The sequence below is a fragment of the Methanococcus voltae genome (genome assembly GCF_024807655.1).
Lineage (GTDB): Archaea > AGJL01 > Methanococci > Methanococcales > Methanococcaceae > Methanococcus > Methanococcus voltae_D.
In genome coordinates this window covers 67,433-89,212 of record NZ_JANUCR010000004.1, presented here as the reverse complement: position 1 = coordinate 89,212, position 21,780 = coordinate 67,433, and the positions used below count along the sequence as shown (strand labels likewise).

Below are 21,780 nucleotides of genomic sequence, written 5' to 3'. Positions count from 1 at the left end.
AAAAATTAGATAATAATAGAATATTAGCTAATAAAATATTAGCAAGGTAAATAAAAATAGATGATATATAAAATAATTATATTTAACGTAAAGTTATATCACGTTAAACATTACATTAATGCCTTACCCGTCCACATAATACTGGAACTATTTTGCGTATTCTTACATACATCAGGTTTTATGCCAAATGGACTAAAACTTTTAGAATGTAGGGTGCTACTTTCAGTGCTACCACTACTTTCTCCCTCTTCTCCATTTATCTTATCGAGAGGGTCATTAAAACACTTACTTGCTTCATTTACTGACCTTCCAGTATCTTTTAGAAATGAGAGTGATGAATAAGCAACTACTGCTCCAACAATAATAACTGCACATATTACAATACTTAATTCCATAGATAATTGTCCTTTTTTACGTTTAAACATCTCTTCACTCCATAATACCATATGCGTAAATAGTTTGGCAATTATTAAGTTAATATATTGGGATATTAATTACGATAATTAGATAATAACATAATATTGTCAATTATATTATATAAAACATTGTTATGTCTATGAATATATAAATTTAGACATATCAAAATTAATAAAAATAGAATAAAAACTTTATAAAGTGATAATTTTAATATAAAATATTTCCTTTTAGTTTATTTATAACTATAGTATTATTTTTTATTAGATTTCAAAATCTTGGAACCTCGCATTAATGCAGTTAGTCCAGTTCTTGCGACTTCTTTAATACCTAACGGTCTTACTAAGTCTAAAAATGCGTTAATTTTGGATTCATCACCGGTAATTTCTACAGTTATGGTTTCAGCGCTTAAATCTACAATACTACCCCTAAATATATTCGCATATTGTGTAATCTGTGATTTACCGCTTTCAGTAGGTGCGTGAATTTTCACGATACATAATTCACGTTCTACATAGTTATTATGTTTTAAGTCTTTAACTTTAACAACTTCAACTAATTTGTTTAATTGTTTTAATACTTGCTCTAAATGAGTGTCGTCTCCTTTTACAACAATTGTCATCCTTGCAATGTCTGGATTTTCTGTTATTCCAACTGTAATGCTTGAAATATTAAACCATCTTCTTGCAAAAAGTCCTGAAATCCTTTGTAGGACACTTGGCTTATGGAGTACCAAAACCGTAATAATATGCCTTTTTTCCATGATTACCACCATAATATAAATTAAATCTGATTAAATATATTTAAATCTGATTAAATTTAAATTCCATAAATATAAACGTAATAAATTAAATTATTTAATTTAAATTTGATTAATATATTTTCCTATTTATTACATTTATGTTTTTACATTTATGTTTTTTTATTTTTTAGTTTTTAATTAATTTTGCCTATAATTTTGAAATCATATCCTTAAATAATACCTGCTCTGAACAAGGTTCCTTATTTTCCGGTTCTATCATCTGCGTTATTTTAGCACCTGGTGCTACAACCTTCACTGCGTGCGATGGGTCTATCATAACCTCTATAACATACGGTTTATTAAGTGAAATTGCTTTTTTAAGCGTTTCCTTTAAATCTTTCGAGTTTGAAACTCTTTCAGCCCTAACCCCGTAGCTATGAGCTAATTCTATAAAGTCAGGTGTTTCTCCCAAATGTATTTGTGATTGCCTGTTTTTTAGTACTGATTGTAATTGATGAACCATTCCTAAAGCTCTGTTATTAAATATAACTGCTACTATCGGTATGTCGTAATGCGCCATTGTGGCTAATTCCTGTGAATTCATTAAGAAACCGCCGTCTCCACTTATTGATATAACGTTTGCGTTAGGTTTTGCAAATTTAACTCCCAATGCAGCCGGGAATCCAAAACCCATAGTACCAAGTCCACCAGAAGTTATTAAAGCATCTTTCTTAAACTTAAAGTATCTCGCCATCCACATTTGATTTTGACCAACGTCAGTAGTTATATAAGTATTTTCGAGTTCTGGGTCTATATCATATATGGCATCCATTAAATCGTATATTGCAACCTTAGGGTGTAATTTTTCATTATTTTTGGTATTTTCTAAGTTATTTGATTTAGATTCTTCTTCAGTTATTTTTAATTCTTCTTCAGACAATTTCATTAACTTATTTACTTCATCCATCCATTCGGTGGTATCCAATGATATATTATGTTTTTTCAATTGTTTTATTAAATCTTGTAATATTCTTTTTGCATCTCCAACTATTGGTATGTCAACAGGTACATTCTTACCTATTTCGGCAGGGTCTATATCCATATGTATTATTTTAGCATTTGGTGCAAATTCCGATGCTTTTCCAGTCACCCTATCCGAAAATCTGCAACCGATTGATATCAATAAATCGCACTGTTCTATAAGGTTATTGGACGCATAAGTTCCGTGCATACCTGTTAAACCAGTTGAAAGCTCGTGTTTTTCAGATATACATCCTTTACCCATTAAAGTTGTACATACGGGTACATTTAATAATTCTGCAAATTCCAATAACTCATTACTCGCTTGAGCTATTGAAACGCCCCCTCCTGCCAATATTAATGGTTTTTTAGAGTTTACTATTGCTTCTATGGTCTTTTTTATTTGTAATGGATGACCTACGGTTGTAGGCTTATAACTGGATATATTTATGTCTGCAGGTATCTTTAAACCATTGCTAAGCTCACCTACTAATATATCCGAAGGTATGTCAACATGTACGGGTCCGGGTCTACCTGTTGTAGCTATTTCGTGCGCTTTTGCCATTATGTCAACTAAATCATCAGATTTACGTATTTGGAAATTATGCTTTGTTATTGGCATAAATATACCGAATGAATCTATCTCTTGGAAAGCATCATCGCCTATTATGTCAGAACTTACTTGTCCCGTTATAGCTATTACGGGCGATGAATCCATATGTGCGGTTGCTACACCAGTTACCAAGTTTGTTGCACCGGGTCCTGAAGTTCCTATACAAAAACCAGCTTTTCCGCTTGCACGAGCATAACCATCAGCCATATGTGCGGCTGCTTGTTCGTGCCTTGTAAGTATGTGTATTATATTACTATCACATAAAGATTCGTAGAATGATACTAAAACACCCCCAGGATATCCGAATATTACTTTAGCCTTTTCGGCTTCCAGGGCTTTTAGTAAAGCTTCTGCCCCATTTACATTATCCACATTAGTCATAAAATCACCGTTAATTCATAGATTTAAATAAATATAAAATGTAATTAATTTAATAACAATATTTGTTTTAAGATATATATTACATTAATTGTTATTTCATTAGTTTTTATTCTATGTTTTACTATTTTGATTATTTAAAAATAATTAAATAAAATATTATAAATAATTATTGATAAAAATAAATATATAAACCTATTAATAGATTTAATTTAACGTGTGAAATACATAATTATACGATTATGAAAGGTAATATCTGAGTAATACTATCGTAAAGTAAGAATAATAATAATAATAATATATACTAAATTAGAAAATAACTATAAAAAAGCATAATGATGTTAAATATTATAAATCGAATAAAATATAATATAAAAGTTATATACCATATAAAAAGAGTTTTTTTATTCTTTATCGTTCTTTTTTCGTATCAAATTACGAAATAGATAGTTAAAAAGAGTTGATTATAAATAATGAATAATATAATTAAAATTCAATTATTTTAATCTTTCTCCGTTGAATTTCTTCCATTGCCATGCAAATCTTTTTAATTTTGCACTTCTACCAAATCCACATGCTGCACATACCTTTTTCCTAACGTGGTATGACCTTTTTCCACATCTTCTGCAGATGATGTGATTTGAACCTTTGTTGTGTTTACCTTGTGATGGGGTACCTTTGGACATTTTTTCACCGTGTTTGCTTATAGTAATTTATAAAAATAAAGCCAAAACTAAACGTTCTATTTCAAATATTTAGCTATAATGCTTTATTTATCAATATTATTACGTACATTACTTTAACATAATATATACTTATAGTATAAATATATTATTGTACGAATTTTTATGATTAAAAATGTTAAATAATATAATTGAAAATATAAAACATAATTATAATAAATCTATAATAAATTTACAATAAATCTTAAATATGAATAATTTATTAACAATAAAATTATGCTAATAAATTACTCTTTTTTTAATTATCTTAATGAGGTTAATTAATTTGTATTTTGTATTTTAAATATTTCATCGATTGTAGTTGAGAATTCAAACTTATAATGAAACGTATAAAACGTTGTCTCCCCTTACAACAATCATAGGGTATTCTTTTTCTTCGAATTTAGCGTTTTCTAAAGCTACGTTCATATGTAAGTCGTATGCTTTTAATCTTCCTTTGATTTCTTTACCGTCTTTTAAAAATACGGTGATATTTGTGTTTATTGATTTTCCTAATGCGTCTAATGGTCTTTGTGTATCCATCATATTAACACCTCGCAAATAAAAAATAACTGCTTAGATTTTGTAAAGAATAGATATAATTTTCTAATATATAATACTTTGCACTTAATAATTAATGAAGAGTACTTTAATCTAAATTAGATTATATAATATGGATTTTATAAGTATTTTATTTATTATAGTAGGATATTTTATTAAATAAAAGATATATAATAGATTTTGTTAATCAAATATATAAAATGTTGATATTAAATTATATATATTACGGTATTGTATATGTAATCTGTATTAAAACTTTTTAAATTTTTATATTTGGAATTATACGACTAATAAAATAGGTGTTTAAATTATGAGTAATTGTTTGGAAACTTTAAAAACAGATATTGGTGATTTGGTAGAAATAACTACGAAAGAAGAAAAAACTAAATCAGAAACCAAAACCTCAACAACGTATAAAGGAACTGTTATGCCTTGCTTAAAAGACGACGTTATTATGATAAAAATGAGTAGCGGGTACAATGCAGGCATAAAAAAGGAAAAAATAGAAGAAATAAAAATTTTAAGTGCTGGAGAAACTCCTAAACACGTTAAAACCGAATTAAATATAAAAAAGGAAAAAAAATTAAAAAACATTTCAATTATCTCAACTGGTGGGACTGTTGCTTCAAGAGTGGATTATAAAACTGGTGCAGTTCACCCCGCATTTACGGCTGATGATTTAATTAGGGCAGTTCCGGAACTTTTGAGCATTGCAAACATCTCTGGAAAAGCTGTAATGAATATTTTAAGTGAAAATATGTTGCCGGCGTACTGGAAAGAAGTTGCCGAACACATTGAAAATGAAATAAAAAACGGTGCTGACGGGATTGTAATTGCACACGGTACGGATACTATGCACTACACGGCTTCAGCTCTTCAATTTATGGTTAAATCAAACGTACCTATAATATTAGTTGGCGCTCAAAGAAGTAGCGACAGACCTTCGTCAGATGCCGCATTAAATTTAATTGCTTCAACCAAATTTGCTACAGAAGGTTTAAGTGGTGTTTATGTACTTATGCACGGTGAAAACGGCGACGAATACTGTTATTTGCACAAAAGCGTAAAAGTTAGGAAATTGCACTCTTCAAGGAGAGATGCGTTTAAATCCGTCAATGCTCAGCCAGTTGCTAAAATGAATATGCTTTCAAAGAATAAAAAAACTAATGAAAAAGACTATAAAATCGAGTACATTGCAGATGAAAGAGAATTAAAACAAAATATCACGGATAATTCATCAAATGTCGAAATAAACACAAATTTAGAGGAAAAAGTAGCACTTTTAAAAATTTATCCAGGTATCAATTCAGATATTTTGAAATACTACACGGATAACGGATATAAAGGTATTATTTTAGAAGGCACCGGATTAGGACACGCTCCTGAAACTTTGTTTAACGGGATTAAATACGCAATAGACAATGGTTTATTAGTTGCTATGACAACCCAAACCATTAACGGAAGAGTTAATATGAACGTTTACTCAAACGGTGTAGAATTGCAAAAAATGGGCGTAATCAGCTGTGAAGATATGTCTGCTGAAACTGCACTTGTAAAAATGATGTATTTATTGGCAAATTACAATTTAGAAGAAGTTAAAGAATTAATTGGTAAAAATACCGTGGGAGAAATTACCAAATTTAGTTTAATCGATTTAAACTAAATATAATATAAATTAAATAAAGTATATTGAATAAAATATATTGAATAAAATATATTGAATAAAGTATATTAAATAAAATAAAAAAATAAAATAACTTCATTTAATTAATTATTTGTTTATTAATTTGATTATTGGTGATATTATGTCAAATTCGGATTTAAATTTAAATTTAGACTATAAAGAATTAGGTTTAAAAGTTGGTTTAGAAATACATCAACAATTAAACACGAGTAGGAAATTATTTTGTAATTGCCCTACAAAAATTAGAGATGACGAACCACACGGCGAGATTGAAAGAGTATTGAGACCTTCCCAAAGTGAAATGGGTCAAATCGATAAAGCGGCACTTATTGAATCTAAAAAGGAGAAAAACTACGTTTATCAATACTATAATGATTCAACTTGTCTCGTTGAATTAGATGATGAACCGCCTCAAGGACCTTGTGAAGAGGGAATTTATACAGCTGTTGAAGTTTCTGAGCTTATGAATATGCACGTGGTTGACGACGTTCAGGTAATGCGTAAAATGGTTATCGACGGTTCTAATACATCAGGATTCCAAAGAACTATGTTTGTATCACAAGATGGCAGTATTGAAACTGAATACGGCGATATTAGAATTACAAGTTTATGTTTAGAAGAAGATGCTTGTAAAAAGGTAAGGGACGAAAAAGACAAAGTAATATACTGCGTTGACAGATTGGGAATTCCCTTATTAGAAATTACCACAGAACCGGATATTACAACGCCTGAAATGGGAAAAGAAGCTGCAAGAAGAATAGGAACTATATTGCGAGCTACTGGAAAGGCTAAACGAGGATTGGGAACAATTAGACAAGACGTGAATATTTCTATTAAAGAAGGCGCACGTATTGAAGTTAAAGGTGTCCAAAATCTTGATTTAATCGAGCAAATTATTAAAAATGAAGCAATAAGACAAATTAAATTAAATGAGATTAAAAAAGAATTAATTGAAAGAAATGCGGAAGTAAAAACAGGTATTGAAAATATCGTTGATGTAAGCGAATTATTTAAAAATACCGAATCAAAAGTAATTAAAAGTGCTTTAAAGAAAAAAGGAGTTGTAAAAGCAATTTTACTTAAAGGATTTGACGGTTTAATTGGTAAAGAAGTACAACCAAATAGAAGATTAGGAACTGAATTCTCCGACCGTGGAAAAGTAATCGGAGGCGTTGGAGGGCTATTCCACACTGATGAGTTGCCAAAATACGGAATTACACAAGAAGAAGTCGATGCACTCAAGGAATTTATGGGCGTAAACCCTGAAACAAAAGATGCGGTTATCATTGTAGGGGATAGAGAAGATAAAGCTGTAAGAGCGTTAGGTGCTGTTTTAGATAGGGCAAACGAAGCTATAACTATTGGAATACCAGAAGAAACAAGAAAAGCATTAGAAGACGGGAATACATCATATTTAAGACCTTTACCAGGTGCTGCAAGAATGTACCCGGAAACAGATATCCCAAATATAGCAATAAGTGATGAATTTGTTGAAAATATAAGAAATAACCTTCCAGAGATGCCAAAAGAGAAATTAGAAAGATTTATAAAAGAATATGATTTAAACAACGACTTAGCAAAGCAAATGGTAATGTCATATCACGTTGACTTATTTGAAGAGCTTGCCAAAACATTTGTTAATGTTAAAGCAACGTTAATTGCTACAACAATTGAAGCTACAGTTAAAGAAATCAGAAGAGAAGGATTTAATACAGAAATACTTGAAGAAAAGCACTTTAAACAATTATTTGAAAGTATTGAAAATGGAAAAGTTTCAAAAGAAGCAATTGTCGATGTATTAAAAGGATTTATTGAAAATCCGTATGAAAATGTTGACAAAATCCTTGAAATTAAAGGACTTAGTGCAATGTCTGAAGAAGACGTTAAAAAAGAAATCAGAAGTATAATCGAGCAAAACATCGCTGTAGTTAATGAAAAAGGTATGGGTGCAATGGGTTTACTAATGGGTAGATGTATGGCAAACTTACGTGGAAAAGCAGATGGAAAATTGATTAACAAAACATTGCAAGATGAATTAAAAAGTATTATTAATAAATAATAAAAATACCATTAATAAATAATATAAAAAAATATTTTTAATTTAATTTTTTATTTTTTATTTTTTTTATTATTTATTTATTTATTTATTTTATTCGATTACTATTGAATGTATTGAAGGTATGGTTTCATTTTCATAATCGGCACCGGCCCATTTTAAACCCATATAAGTCCCATAAACGTTTACTATGCTATTTTGAGCGAATTTATTGTCCCTACCCCAAACTTCTATGATATTGTCCCCATAATTTCCAGAAGTATCTTTTTTAGTAGCCATTGTTAGGTAAACAATATTATTACTTTCATTAACTTTTATAATTTTACCTTCAAAATGAATTATTTTATCCACATATTCCTCATTGTGTTCACATAAATCAGTATAATTTACATTTAAAGCTTGTTTTTTAATTTCAGAAATTTTATATGCTGACTCTTCATCTTCATCTGCAGATATGGTTAGATAACCTGTAGAAAGGGTAATAATACCGCCTGCAATTATTAAAATTATTAATAAAAGCCCCAATAATTTAAAAACATTGTTTTTTGGTAAATCCATATAAAAACCTCTATACTAATATATTAATATATATTAATGTATAATTATATATTATAATATAGCATATTACAATATAATAACATATAATAGGCCATAATATGATTTAAAAATATGCAATTAAATTTATTCATACCATTATTTGTTAAATTATGACTTTAAAAAAATAATATATAAAATTTAAAAAATTATTAAAAATTAGTTTTAGATATCTATTTTATTCATCCGCTATATCTATTATTCTTCGTCTAATTCTAATTTTTCAGGGCAAACTCTTGCAAAAGTTAAGTATCCGGTGTGTCCTATCATTCTTGTTGACGGTCTAACGCCTTTTTCTGAAATATCCATTTCTCTTAAGATACATTCAATTGTAATTACATCTAAGAAGTTATTTTCCTTTAAAGCTTCTACTGCTTTTTTAGATTGCTCTATATAAGGCACATAAACTGCAATTCTACCTTTTGCTTTATTTAAAGCTTTTTTAGCGTGTGGCACTACATTCCAAGGGTCTGGCATATCTAAAACAATTACATCTACATCTTGCTCTTCGATACCTTCGGTAATATCCCCTATTTTTTGAATTACGTTGTAAACCTTTCTGCTTTCAGCTTCTTCATTTATATTTATTAATGTATTGTCTACTTCGACAGGTTCTTCTTCTACACCAATAATTGGCTGATTTAATTTCACTGAACCCATAATTTCAAGGTTTCTTCTTGCAATCTTTGCAAATTCTGGTCTTTTTTCGTATGTGATTACTTTTCCTTCCTTACCTACAGCTTGTGATAAGTACATTGTTAATCCTGCTGAGCCAGTTCCTGCTTCCACAACGGTTTCACCGTTTTCTATACCGCAGTATGCGATTATAAGACCGATATCTTTAGGTAATAAGGTTGTAACACTTCTTTTCATCTTCTTTATGATATCAAAAGCGGTAGGTTCTACTAAATAAAACTCATCACCTTTATGGGTCGGTAAAACATTTCCTTCACTTACACCATCTAACCTTGATACGCCCAAATCGTTCCCAAATTCCTTATTTTCTTTTGCAATTAGGTATTTTTTGCCCCTTTTGTCAATTATTAATTTTTTAGTCTTTGTTGAACCATCATATTCATAATATTTCCAAGTTGGTTTTACTTCTTTCTTTTCTTTCTTTTCAGTTATTGGTTCTTGCTCTTGCTCTTGCTGTGCTTGTGTTTCTTCCGTATTGTTCTTTAATTCTTCATTGGTCATTATTCCACCATTTAAAATATAATAAATTGATAAATTTTAACGTATTGTGAGTTATAAAAATAATACAAGTAATGCAATATTATACATATGCTTTTAATACATTATGTGTTTCTAATTCTTATAGATTTACTTCATATAGATTCACAATTATTAAAAGATTATTGAGTAAAATTGATTTTTTAAATTTTTTGTTGTGAATTATTATTAATTTCTTATTAATTTCTTATTAATTTTTTACCCATTTTAATAAATTTTCACATTTTAAATCGATGTTTCCATTTTCTTGGTTATACTCTTTTAAAAGCTTTTTCGTAGTATTCCAACTAAACCGAACTATATCGGGCAATTCTTTATTATCTTCAAGATACTGTCTTAAAAACTTCTTAGTTTTTGGGTCGCTTGGATAACCACTACCTATTGTATAGCCGAGAGCTTCATACTTCTCGTTGTAAGAATCTATAATATTATCACGATTTACTTTTGCAATAATGGACGCTGCCGAAACTATTTTATAATTATCATCTGCTTTATGTTCCGCTATTAAATCGATGTTCTTATTTATCAATTTTGCTTTTAATTGGTTTGAAAAAGATGTTTCATTACTGCTACAAGCATCGATGTATGTTAAAAAACCACTATCTCTTTTATTTTCATCTAATCCGTAAATATCTTTGTAAAATTTGTTTATTATGCTTGAAAATCCGTTTAATTCAATTTTATTAAGATTGATTATATTCATTTGTGCGTCAATTTCCTTTGCAGTGATTATTACTTTTTCCACTTTTGCAAGTTTTTGAATTTCTTTGTAGAGTGTTTCTCTCTTTTTCTTTGAAAGTTTTTTGCTGTCTTTTAAGTCTAAATCGTAAAATGTTTTAGCATTTTCTTTATTATCCATTTTTAATAGCACTCCTGCTATTACCATTGGTCCTATGACAGGTCCACGTCCTGCTTCGTCTAAACCAACTACTTTAGGGGTTATAATTTGATTTTCTGGTTCGTTTTCGTTATCGTTTTTTAACACTTTTTCACATTATTTTTTTATTTTTTTATTTTTTTATTTTATTTTTGGATATTTTTTGTATGTTATAGGTATATAGTAATAATATATATAAATTTGAACGAGTAAATACTATTATGAATAAATAAATAGTACATAATAATTTAATAATATATTTAGATGTGCAAATGTGAATATATGTTTTAAAATAACATAATATTACTTGAGTAAGTTCATTAATATTATATATAAACCCTTAAAATTATTAAATTTTAAATTTTAAAAATTCTAAATTCTAAATTCTAAATTCTTAAATATCCAATATCATATTTTAGAGCGAGGATAAAAAATTCTTGCTTATGGTGGTAGAATGATACAAAAAGAAGAAATACTCGACATATTTAGCAAATACAACAAAGACGAGATTACTATCGTAACTGTTGGTAGCCACACATCATTACACATATTGAAAGGTGCTAAATTAGAAGGCTTTTCAACCGCTGTAATAACAACAAGAGACAGAGATGTACCCTACAAAAGATTTGGAGTAGCTGACAAATTTATATATGTGGACAAGTTCTCAGACATATCAAATGATGATATACAACAACAATTAAGAGATATGAATGCAATTATCGTACCACACGGGTCATTTATTGCATACTGTGGATTAGACAACGTTGAAAGTTCTTTTAAAGTTCCCATGTTTGGTAATAGAAAAATATTAAGATGGGAAGCTGAGAGAGACCTCGAAGGTAAGATTTTAGGTGAAAGTGGCTTAAGATTACCTAAAAAATTGGCAAAACCAGAAGATATAAAAGGTCCTTCAATGGTTAAATTCCCAGGTGCGAGAGGCGGTAGAGGATACTTTGTATGTGCATCAAAAGAAGAATTTGACGCAAAAGTAGCTGATTTCATCAAAAAAGGCGTTTTAACTGAAAGTGATGTGCCAAATGCACACATTGAGGAATACGTTGTCGGTACAAACTACTGTATACACTATTTCTATTCTCCATTATACAACAGAGTTGAATTAATGGGTATGGACAGAAGGTATGAAAGTAATATCGATGGATTCGTTAGAATTCCTGCAAAAGACCAGATGGAAATCGAATTGAACCCTTCATACGTTATTACGGGTAATTTCCCTATTGTAATTAGAGAAAGTTTATTGCCTCAAGTATTTGATATGGGCGATAAATTAGTAGATAAGGCTAAAGATTTGGTCAATCCTGGTATGATAGGTCCATTCTGCTTGCAATCATTATGTAATGAAAACCTCGAGCTCGTTGTATTTGAAATGAGCGCAAGAATTGACGGCGGTACAAATACATTTATGAACGGAAGCCCTTACTCATTCCTTTACCACGGTGAAAACTTAAGTATGGGTCAGAGAATTGCAAAAGAAATTAAAATGGCTCTTGAATTAGGTATGGAAGACAAAATATTATACTAATATTATACTAATATTATATTAAATTTTAATAATTTTTTAATAATTTTTTAATTTTTTACATTATTTACAACTAAAAATGAAAATTTTATAAGAACTTATACTTAATTTACAAAAATATAAACTTTAATTTTGAGTGATAATATGGAAAATATGGGAACTACGAAAAGTAATATAAAAAAATTATACAGGTCTGTTGACGATAAAATGTTAGAAGGCGTCTGTGGGGGTATTGGTGAGTATTTCAACGTTGACCCGACACTTGTACGTATTTTATACGTAGCAATTACGGTATTCTCAGGTTTTATGTTTGGAATAATCACATATGTAGTTTTAGCACTTATAATACCTAAAAATCCCAAAAATGAGAATACATTTCCCAATGAGCCAATAACTACATCTTTTAAACCAGATGAAGAACTTAAATAAAATTTAAAATATACATTCTTCTTTTTTATTTGTTATTATTTTTTTAATATTTCGATTTTATTTTTTAACCACCATATTCAAATTATTTTACCAAATTACAAATACTTACATTTAAAATATGATTAAAAACAAAAAAATATGTAGTTATAAATTAAATAATTTAAATAACGTGAATAAATTAAATAATTTATATTTAGATAAGTAATATTTTAAAATAATATAAATTATTTAAATGGGCTATATGGGTGTAGGAATGACTAAAAAAGAGGAAACATCAAAAATAGCATATTTTAGTATGGAATTTGCAATCGACCAGGCTTTAAAAACGTATGCAGGAGGTTTGGGATTTTTAGCAGGTTCTTTATTTAAAGCAGCTAAAAGGGCAAATTATCCCATGGTTGGAGTGTCTATTCTTTGGAGTTATGGCTATTACGACCAAATGCGAGATATTGAGGGGCGTATGGTCATAAATAAAACTCGTAAATTCCACGACTATCTAATCGATATAGACGTAAAAGTACCATTAAACATAAACAGGTCTAAACTATGGGTAAAAGCATACTTACTGCCTGAAGGTATATTTAGCACTTGCCCAATTTATTATTTAACGACCGATATTCCTGAAAACGACTATCTTTCACGTACTATATCATATAACTTATATGATGGTAATAATCTTACACATATTGCTCAGGAGATGGTTTTAGGTATAGCAGGCTATGAAGTACTAAAAAAATGTGAAAACATAGATGTATACCACTTAAATGAAGCACAAGCCATTCCATTGGCTTTTCGGATGATGGAAGACAAAGGATTTGATTATGTAAAAAATCACCTTGTATTTACGACACATACTCCAATACCTGCCGGAAATGAAATCCAAGATATTAACATTTTGGATAATATGGGATTTTTTAGCAATGTGGATATAAAAACAGCTGAAGAATTTGGCGGAAAACCATTTAATCTTACCGTTGCGGCCTTAAAAATGTCTAAAAAAGCGAATGCTGTTTCAAAATTACATCAAAAGACTACGCAAGAAATGTGGAGCTGGGTACCTGGAAAATGTAATATAACATATATTACAAATGCACAAGATGTCAATTCTTGGCAAGATAAAAAGCTCAGAACATATGCTGAAGATGGAGACTTTGAAAACTTACGTAAAAGGAAATTACACCTTAAAAGACAGCTATTTCAAGTCGTTGGAGACCAGTGTGGGCGTTTGTTTGACGATAAAAAACTTACTGTAGTTTGGGCAAGACGTTTTGCCGAATACAAAAGACCATATTTTCCACTACACGATGAAGAAAAACTTAAAGAACTTATCGATTCCGAAAAATTACAATTCATATGGGCGGGAAAACCACATCCTGCGGATTTTAATGCACAAGTAACTTTTAACTGGATAATTTCTAAATCTCGAGAAATTAAAGATACGGCGGTTTTGACGGGTTATGAACTACATCTTAGCAAACTCTTAAAATTGGGTTCTGATATCTGGCTAAATACCCCTAAAAGACCAAATGAAGCCTCTGGAACGTCAGGTATGACGGCTTCCATGAACGGTTCTGTACACATGAGCACCCTCGACGGCTGGCACGTTGAATGGTACAATACTTATCCAGAACTTAGCTTTACTATTGGCGACGGAGAAAACCTTAACGAGGATTATGAAGCCGATAGTATGTACAAATTGCTTTGGGACGTTATTGATATGTACGATACTGATAAATGGTGGGAATTGGTGCAAAAAAATATTTTAACGTCTGTAGATTTCTTTAATTCAGACCGAATGCTTGAAGAATACTCCAAAAAAGTTTATGCGGAAGTTGATAAAAAATACGAAATTAGCAATTATAATAATATTGATAATAATGACAATAATACTGCCAATAATGACAATAATAATTAATTTTTATGAATATTATTTTTTAATTATGACATACTTGTTAATGATATAAAGAAAAAAAGAATTTAGAATATTATTAGTTAGTATGTTATTTTTAGTTTATTATTTTAATTTATTATTTTAATTTATTAATGTAGGTTCCCCATTAATTAATTTAATTTTTAATGGTTCGGTGATGTTTTCAGTCATACTTAAATAATATTGAACTGCTGTTTTCGTACCCACTCTATCAGAACCTGCAATATAAATTACCTGGTATCCATTAATTTTTTGAGTTTGGATAATTCCAGTATTTTCCCCAGGCATTTCATTAGTAATGTGCATTTCAAAGTACATGTCATACTTTTCTGCCAATGGATTAGCTTTTGGACCGCCCAAAATTAATGTATCTTTAGTTATTGTAATATCGCTTATGTTGCAAGATTGAATCGGTTCAGTTTGATAATCTAAAGTTAACAAGTTTGCAGCTCCTGCGTCAGCACTTGCTCCGATTACTATTCTTGCTTTATTTAACATTTCTCCGACAACTTTTGAAACAGTTTGTCCCGTAGATAATGTTATTGTTGAAATTTCACTACTATGGTGATGACCGCCACCGCCTACATATGTTTGGGTACTTGGCGTATCAGGTTGCGAAGGCAAGGCACTTTCAAATAATAAGCTCACATCAGGGTCTTGTATTAAAGTTAATTCGACAACCTTATTATTTATGAGTCTGTACCAACCTAAAGTGCTATTATAATCATTTTCTTTCAATGATACAATTCCCGTACCATTATTTACCAAAACTCCGGTTAATTTTAAATCACCTAACGGCAATCTCATTATAGTATAACCTTTTTTAGTAGTGTTTTTTGCAGTGAATTTGATTTCAGATTTTACATTAGTACCTTCTTTAGTTGTGGTTAATGTCATATTTGAAATATTAAACCCACTACTTGAAATCAACTTCGTTTTATTAATTACTTCATTAATTACAGCTTCAATTTCTTCCTCTGTCGTTGCATTTGATACATTTATCGTATCTGATGAATTTGAAACTTCTTCCATAGTTTCGATAACTTCTTCAGTTAAGTTAACTGAAACATTTTCTAATTTAGGCAATATAATTGATTCATTTTTAACAGTTATTTCTGTTAAACTGATATTTGTATTATTTAACTGTTTAATTCCGCCAGCTTCAATATTACTCCATACTTCGTCGTCTATTGTAATATTACTTGTTGAATTTCCTAAAGCTTCCTTAACTGTGCTATTAATTACCGTTAAATATAATAATTTTGTATTATTATTTTTTGAAATATCTTCTGCAATCATTTGTACTTTAAAAGTGCCTGATGATGTTGCGTTGTGTTCAAATGTCGTATTATAGGTTATATTATCCGTTGTTGATAAATTAATCTTAGTTCCATTAGGCAATATTACATATACTTGTTTTATTCCTGCATCGTCATTAATATTTGCAGAAGTAGTAATATTATATGTGCCAACTTCAACACCATTTGGTGAAATTTTGTATGAGGAAATCGTTGGTTTTTCAATATCTAAGTAGCAAGTCATAAATTCAGAGGAATTTACTACAAATGTATTATTTATTAATTTATAATCCGATACATAATCCGAATTATTTTTAATTACGTTTCCATCACTAAGTAATACTAATTTACCGAATAATTCGCTTTCAGATAAATTATTTAAAACTTCTGAATCATCAATATTGTTAAATTCGTAAGATGTTGTCGTATTATATAATTGGCAATAATCTCCAGATAAATAAACTCCGTAAGATTTAATATCTAAATTATCTTTTAAATTTATCAATTGAACTTGTAAAACTTCTTTAGACAAATTTAAGGTATTTGTGAATTTTATTTTTGTAATATCTTCTTTTTCTAATTCTAATCCTGCGAAAGATTCGTAATTAGTTTCATTTACTAAATATATGTTATTATTAATTCCTTCGTCATCTAATCTCTCAGATAATTTTACAAATTGGTAATTAATTTCATCAGTGATTCTTATTAATTTATCCATATTTGAATCTGAGTAGTATGGTGTAAAAATTACGCTTCCGTACATTTTACCCTTAATATCTAAATAATCACCGGTTCCCCAATAATTATGGGACATATTAATGTTTTCTAATCTATTGGATATGTAAACGTTTAATTCTTTACTATTATATATTTCATTATTGTTAAAGGTCAAATCTCGTGGTTCTAAACCTGTGTATGCTGAATACATTGATACTGAAATGGCTTCACTATCAGAATTATATATTTTATTATATGAAACGTTGCAACCACTTACATTATTCGCAACAGTGATTGAAAACGTGTTGTTTATCAAAATATTGTTATATACGGTAATATTCTTAACAGGGTTTGCCCAAGTTCCCGTATAAGGGTAATCAACCACATAAATACCGGTTTCACTGTTCAATATATTATTTTCATAAGCTGAAACGTTATCGGTATCCACAATCATTAAAGCCGTTCCTGTCCATTCTTCACCTGGCCATCCACATCCTGATATCGTGTTTTTGGAAACTATACCTTCCGCCAAGTTTCCTATTTGTATACCATTTGGTGCCCACGTAACATTTTTATTTTTACCAGGACCTGCAACTATGTTTCCAGTTATATTTGCATAACCACCCTTAGCACAGATTCCACCCCTTGAGAATGAAGCTATTGTGTTATTTGTAATATTTGTGTTAGATTTTCCGTGCGTAAAAATCCCTAAAGTTATTTTAGTATCTATTACAATATTTGTAATATTCAAATTAGTAATGTTTGAGTTTGCATTTCTAACTAAAACTACAGCGAGTCTCTGAGCTGGCGAATAATTGTTCGCATCAATTTTAAAACCATTTATATTTGCACTAATTACTTCGTTGCCAACTACATCGTTATTAACCACAGTTCCCCCATATAAAATTACATTATATACATAATTGTAATTGTCTTCTTCGATACCCATTTGATTTGGAGACTCTGGAAGTTTTAGAACTGCATTATTAGAGCCGTTTAATGTAATACTTTTATTGATACATATTTGCTCTTCATAAATTCCATCTTTAACATTTATTATATCAAATTCATCAGCATCATCGATTGCATCTTGAATTTTTGAATAAGATTTATTTTGATTAATATTTACAATTGGGGAATATAATTCATTGAATTCTTCATTTGTATAATACGGTGCGAAATAAATTTTACCAGATATTTCTGCCATTTTTGAATTTATTGGATTATATTCATTTGTTCCCCAATAATTATGTGTTAAATTAGCAGTTCCACCAAGTGAATCCATATTAATTAAAACGTTAGAATTATTAACGTCTATCCAATTTTTAGATATATTATTAGTAATATCGGCACATTTAACGACTATTCCTGCGTCATTATCATAAATTTTATTATATTTTGCAGTACAGTTTGTGGAATCTACCTGCAAACCTCCTGCATTACCATATATATTGTTTTGAATAATGGCTATTGTATTAGAACCGTCTAAAGCAAGTCCATTCCAATTAAAACCCGTTATATTGTTTTTATAAATCATATTGTTATTTGAATTTGTATTGTCTATCCCATTACCACTATGACTTATAGAATTTAATGAGTTTTCGGCAATGAAACATTTTGTTGTATTAAGAAATACGAGACCATTTCTCTTTGTATTGATAGGGTCGTTTTCATTGTTAATTATAATTTCATTATTAATTACCGTTAAATTTTGTACGCTATTTGCATACAATTCATTTCTATTATTGTTGATTAATTTTGTATTTTGAATAATCGAATCGATTCCATAATAAAGACAGATACCCGAACCTGTCGCACTTCCGAAACCATTTTCCTCGAATATTGAGTTATTAATATACACTGTTGTATCTGCACGGATACCGTAATTAGAACTGTTATAAACATAAATATTGTCAAAAGTACAGTTATTGTATCCTACGGGTATTCTTAAACCTAAATTTGTCGCATTTGCAAGTGTAATATTAGAAATACTTACGTCTGCTGACGAAATACTTATTATTGTGTTCAAAGGTGTTGAATCATCGCCACCGATAACTATTTTTTTAACATTTTCCTTACTTTCACCAGTCATACCTATAATCGATAATTTCTTATCAATTGTTATACTTTCTTTATAATGACCTTGCTCCAAATATATGATGTCATTATTCTGAGATGCCGTAATTGCATCCGTCAATGGTGTGGATGAACCCACAAAACTCTGCCCTTCAATAATATAACCAGTTGTACTAACCGTAATGTCTACGGCTGAAACTCCCGGTATAAAAATAAAGGTTATTAGAATGCTTAAAAGAATCATTAAATATTTTGATACATTTTTTGTCATTTTATACCCCAAATATTATAATACCATATTTCAATATTTATATTAAAGAATACATTAAAATTATTCTAATTGGTGATTTATACATATTTCGATATAAATCGCCAATAATTTAAAAAAACTGGAATATATGATATATATCATAAATAAATCAATAGTTAAGAATATTTCTTAAATATCATATAACTTAAAAACAAAAAGTAGCAATAAAAATTAAACTATTAACTAAACTATTAAATAAACTATTAACTAAACTATTAACTAAACTATTAACTAAACTAATTAAATTAAATAAAAATAATAATTATAATAAATATAATAAATATAATAGATTTATTTACAAAATGGTTCTCTATTATTTATACACTCTACAAAATACTTCTTAACGTCTGTTTCACCATTACGGATTGGGGTTAAAACATCTACTAAATTATCGTCCCTTAAAAGACAAGGTTTTAATTGACCGTCGTAAGTTAATCTAATTCTTGTACAGTGTCCGCAAAATTCTGTATTATCCATAGGTTTTACGAATTCTACTTCCAAACCATTTTTAAGAATGTATTTTTTCCTGTTTTGCATAAACTTCCTTGTAATTACGTCAACAGCATCTTTTGCGATTTCTTCTTCAATTTTATTCACATCTACGTGTTGCTCTTTTAATTCTTCTTCCATAGGTATAAATTCGATTACTTGCAAAATTGCACCTATTTCTGAACAATAATCCATTATTTTTGGCAATTGGTCTAAATTACATTTCATAGCAAGGTAATTAACTTTTAAAGGTGTTAAACCTACTTCAATAGCTTTTTTGATACCTTTTAAAACTTTATCCACATTTCCGCCAGCAGTTATTTCTTTATATTGTTCGGGGTCTAATGTATCAAGACTTACATTTACCCTATCCAAACCAGCTTTTTTTAAGTCTTCAGCGTATTTTTCTAATAATATACCGTTAGTAGTCATTGATATATCAACTATCTGCTCATCTACGATATTTTTAATTATTTCTACGATATCGGTTCTTAAAAGAGGTTCTCCGCCAGAAATCTTTATTTTTCTGACTCCAAAATCAAGTGCTGAATGAACGATTTTTCCAAGCTCGTCAGGTTTCATTAAAGTTTCTTTTCCGCAACCATGACCTTCTCTATGGCAGTAAAAACATTTTAAATTACAATCGGGGGTTATAGATATCCTAAAAGATTTTATGGCTCTTCCATACTTATCATGCATAATAATCACGTTGAGTTAATTAAATCTAATTAATCTTTGATATAAAATAGTAATCTTTATCAGTATATTAACTTAACTATTTGAAATTTGTAATGAGACTAATTAACACATATAAAACTAAACTAAAACTAAACTAAAAATAAATTGAAAATAAATTGAAAATGAAATTTAATTATATAATTAAGCTGCTGAAACAATTTTTATAACATCTCCATCTTTTAATTCTTGGTCAGCACCTATTCTAATTTTCTTTTTAGCATCTACTGCATATATAAATTTATCCCCGATATCGGTGTGAATTTTATATGCTAATTCTTTAGCGGTCGTTCCTTTTTTAACCAAATGTGCATCAGGTAATACATTTCCTTTTTTATCACAGTATTTATTTTCATCTTCTACAGGGTAAACTACAATCATATCTAAAAGCTCAAAATATGCCCTATTTACTAAATCCTGGATTCCAGTTCCGCCAAATTTATCGGCATAATTTTTCATATACATTAATGCGTTTTTTTGTGCTTCATTTAAATCTTTGGTTGTTTCTTCGTTTATTACGACAGTTTTACCATCATAATTTACCAAATTAGCTTTTGAAACCTTTGTAAGTGCCAATTCTATTTCTGCGGACGTTGGTATTACAAGGAAGTCTTTAAATTCTTCTTTTAATTTTTCGATGTTTGCTTCAGCATCAGTATGGTCGGCTTTATTTGCCGAGATTATCATAGGTTTTGAAATCTTTCTGAGTGTTGTAGCCAATTTTATCATATCTTCGTCAGTCCATTTAATAGGACTATCGTCTAAAGGTCTTATTGCAGCTAAAACTTGATTTTCAGAAATATTTAAACCACTGAGTTGTTCTGCGATAATTTTAGCAGGCTTTCTTTCTTGTTGTGCTTTTCTTGATAATTTATCCCAGTTTTTAGATAATATATTGTAAATCCACATATCGAGCTCATTTAACAAAAATTTGACATCTTCAATAGGGTTATGATTTTCAGCAGGGTTTCCTTCTAAATCAGTTTTACCACTTGCATCTACAACCAGTATAAATGCGTCAGCTTGCCTTAAATCGTCTAAAAATTTATTACCCATTCCTTTACCTTTGTGAGCTTCAGGAACTAATCCAGCAACGTCTATTATTTCTACAGGTACATATCTTATCCCATCTTCACATTTTGAGTTGTTTGGATTACATTTTACGTTTAATTCTGTACAAGCACAGTTTTTTGTCACGTAAGAAGTACCAATATTTGGGTTTATTGTAGTAAATGGATAATTGCCGATATCTGCGGTATTTTCGGTTAAAGCATTGAATGTTGTGGATTTACCCACGTTTGGTTTTCCCAACAGTCCTAATATTGCCATAGTATCACTTTTATCTTAACTTTGTAATTATATAAT

At 29.4% G+C, this 21,780-nt stretch carries 16 protein-coding genes; 5 read left to right on the top strand and 11 right to left on the bottom strand.

What is annotated here, in order from left to right; translation table 11 throughout:
- Positions 1 to 110: 110 nt before the first annotated feature.
- The 5 genes from J3E06_RS05715 to J3E06_RS05695 form a co-directional block, all read right to left on the bottom strand.
- The gene (locus J3E06_RS05715) at positions 111 to 425 is read right to left on the bottom strand and encodes a class III signal peptide-containing protein (RefSeq protein WP_013179663.1); all 315 of its coding nucleotides are present in this window, start codon (positions 423 to 425) and stop codon (positions 111 to 113) included.
- 242 nt (positions 426 to 667) lie between these two features.
- Positions 668 to 1,177, bottom strand: a complete 510-nt coding sequence (ilvN, locus tag J3E06_RS05710) for an acetolactate synthase small subunit (protein ID WP_013179662.1) — start codon at positions 1,175 to 1,177, stop codon at positions 668 to 670.
- A gap of 187 nt (positions 1,178 to 1,364) precedes the next feature.
- Positions 1,365 to 3,170, bottom strand: coding sequence for a biosynthetic-type acetolactate synthase large subunit (gene ilvB / locus J3E06_RS05705; protein WP_013179661.1), 1,806 nt, complete (start codon positions 3,168 to 3,170; stop codon positions 1,365 to 1,367).
- A 494-nt stretch (positions 3,171 to 3,664) separates the two neighbouring features.
- Positions 3,665 to 3,853 carry a 50S ribosomal protein L37e gene (locus J3E06_RS05700; protein ID WP_013179660.1) on the bottom strand — a complete coding sequence of 63 codons (189 nt, stop codon included), beginning with the start codon at positions 3,851 to 3,853 and terminating at the stop codon, positions 3,665 to 3,667.
- A 372-nt stretch (positions 3,854 to 4,225) separates the two neighbouring features.
- Positions 4,226 to 4,435 (bottom strand): LSm family protein, encoded by a 210-nt coding sequence (locus J3E06_RS05695; protein WP_013179659.1) that lies wholly within the window; start codon positions 4,433 to 4,435, stop codon positions 4,226 to 4,228.
- Positions 4,436 to 4,760: 325 nt separating this feature from the next.
- On the opposite strand from J3E06_RS05695, the gene gatD reads away from it, so the two are divergent.
- Both gatD and gatE read left to right on the top strand, forming a co-directional pair.
- Positions 4,761 to 6,113, top strand: a complete 1,353-nt coding sequence (gatD, locus tag J3E06_RS05690) for a Glu-tRNA(Gln) amidotransferase subunit GatD (RefSeq protein ID WP_013179658.1) — start codon at positions 4,761 to 4,763, stop codon at positions 6,111 to 6,113.
- A 142-nt stretch (positions 6,114 to 6,255) separates the two neighbouring features.
- Complete coding sequence (gene gatE, locus J3E06_RS05685) at positions 6,256 to 8,193, top strand: Glu-tRNA(Gln) amidotransferase subunit GatE (protein WP_013179657.1); 1,938 nt, start codon at positions 6,256 to 6,258, stop codon at positions 8,191 to 8,193.
- A gap of 90 nt (positions 8,194 to 8,283) precedes the next feature.
- On the opposite strand, the gene J3E06_RS05680 is transcribed toward gatE, so the two are convergent.
- The 3 genes from J3E06_RS05680 to rnhB all read right to left on the bottom strand — a co-directional run bounded on the left by J3E06_RS05680 (position 8,284) and on the right by rnhB (position 11,002).
- On the bottom strand, positions 8,284 to 8,748 hold the full coding sequence (locus J3E06_RS05680) for a hypothetical protein (protein ID WP_013179656.1): 465 nt from the start codon (positions 8,746 to 8,748) through the stop codon (positions 8,284 to 8,286).
- 234 nt (positions 8,749 to 8,982) lie between these two features.
- Positions 8,983 to 9,981, bottom strand: a complete 999-nt coding sequence (locus J3E06_RS05675) for a tRNA (adenine-N1)-methyltransferase (RefSeq protein WP_013179655.1) — start codon at positions 9,979 to 9,981, stop codon at positions 8,983 to 8,985.
- Between the two features lie 226 nt (positions 9,982 to 10,207).
- Positions 10,208 to 11,002: a ribonuclease HII gene (rnhB, locus tag J3E06_RS05670; protein WP_013179654.1), complete on the bottom strand. Its 795-nt coding sequence runs from the start codon at positions 11,000 to 11,002 to the stop codon at positions 10,208 to 10,210.
- A gap of 346 nt (positions 11,003 to 11,348) precedes the next feature.
- On the opposite strand from rnhB, the gene J3E06_RS05665 reads away from it, so the two are divergent.
- From J3E06_RS05665 to glgP, 3 genes are all read left to right on the top strand, one after another.
- Positions 11,349 to 12,434: a formate--phosphoribosylaminoimidazolecarboxamide ligase gene (locus J3E06_RS05665; RefSeq protein ID WP_013179653.1), complete on the top strand. Its 1,086-nt coding sequence runs from the start codon at positions 11,349 to 11,351 to the stop codon at positions 12,432 to 12,434.
- 141 nt (positions 12,435 to 12,575) lie between these two features.
- Positions 12,576 to 12,860: a PspC domain-containing protein gene (locus J3E06_RS05660; protein ID WP_013179652.1), complete on the top strand. Its 285-nt coding sequence runs from the start codon at positions 12,576 to 12,578 to the stop codon at positions 12,858 to 12,860.
- 253 nt (positions 12,861 to 13,113) lie between these two features.
- Positions 13,114 to 14,775: an alpha-glucan family phosphorylase gene (glgP, locus tag J3E06_RS05655; RefSeq protein WP_157209395.1), complete on the top strand. Its 1,662-nt coding sequence runs from the start codon at positions 13,114 to 13,116 to the stop codon at positions 14,773 to 14,775.
- 117 nt (positions 14,776 to 14,892) lie between these two features.
- Here glgP and J3E06_RS05650 read toward each other — a convergent pair whose 3' ends face one another.
- From J3E06_RS05650 to J3E06_RS05640, 3 genes are all read right to left on the bottom strand, one after another.
- Complete coding sequence (locus J3E06_RS05650; protein ID WP_013179650.1) at positions 14,893 to 19,152, bottom strand: right-handed parallel beta-helix repeat-containing protein; 4,260 nt, start codon at positions 19,150 to 19,152, stop codon at positions 14,893 to 14,895.
- 330 nt (positions 19,153 to 19,482) lie between these two features.
- On the bottom strand, positions 19,483 to 20,379 hold the full coding sequence (moaA, locus tag J3E06_RS05645; RefSeq protein ID WP_013179649.1) for a GTP 3',8-cyclase MoaA: 897 nt from the start codon (positions 20,377 to 20,379) through the stop codon (positions 19,483 to 19,485).
- 180 nt (positions 20,380 to 20,559) lie between these two features.
- Positions 20,560 to 21,744 (bottom strand): redox-regulated ATPase YchF, encoded by a 1,185-nt coding sequence (locus J3E06_RS05640; RefSeq protein ID WP_013179648.1) that lies wholly within the window; start codon positions 21,742 to 21,744, stop codon positions 20,560 to 20,562.
- Between the last annotated feature and the right edge of the window lie 36 nt (positions 21,745 to 21,780).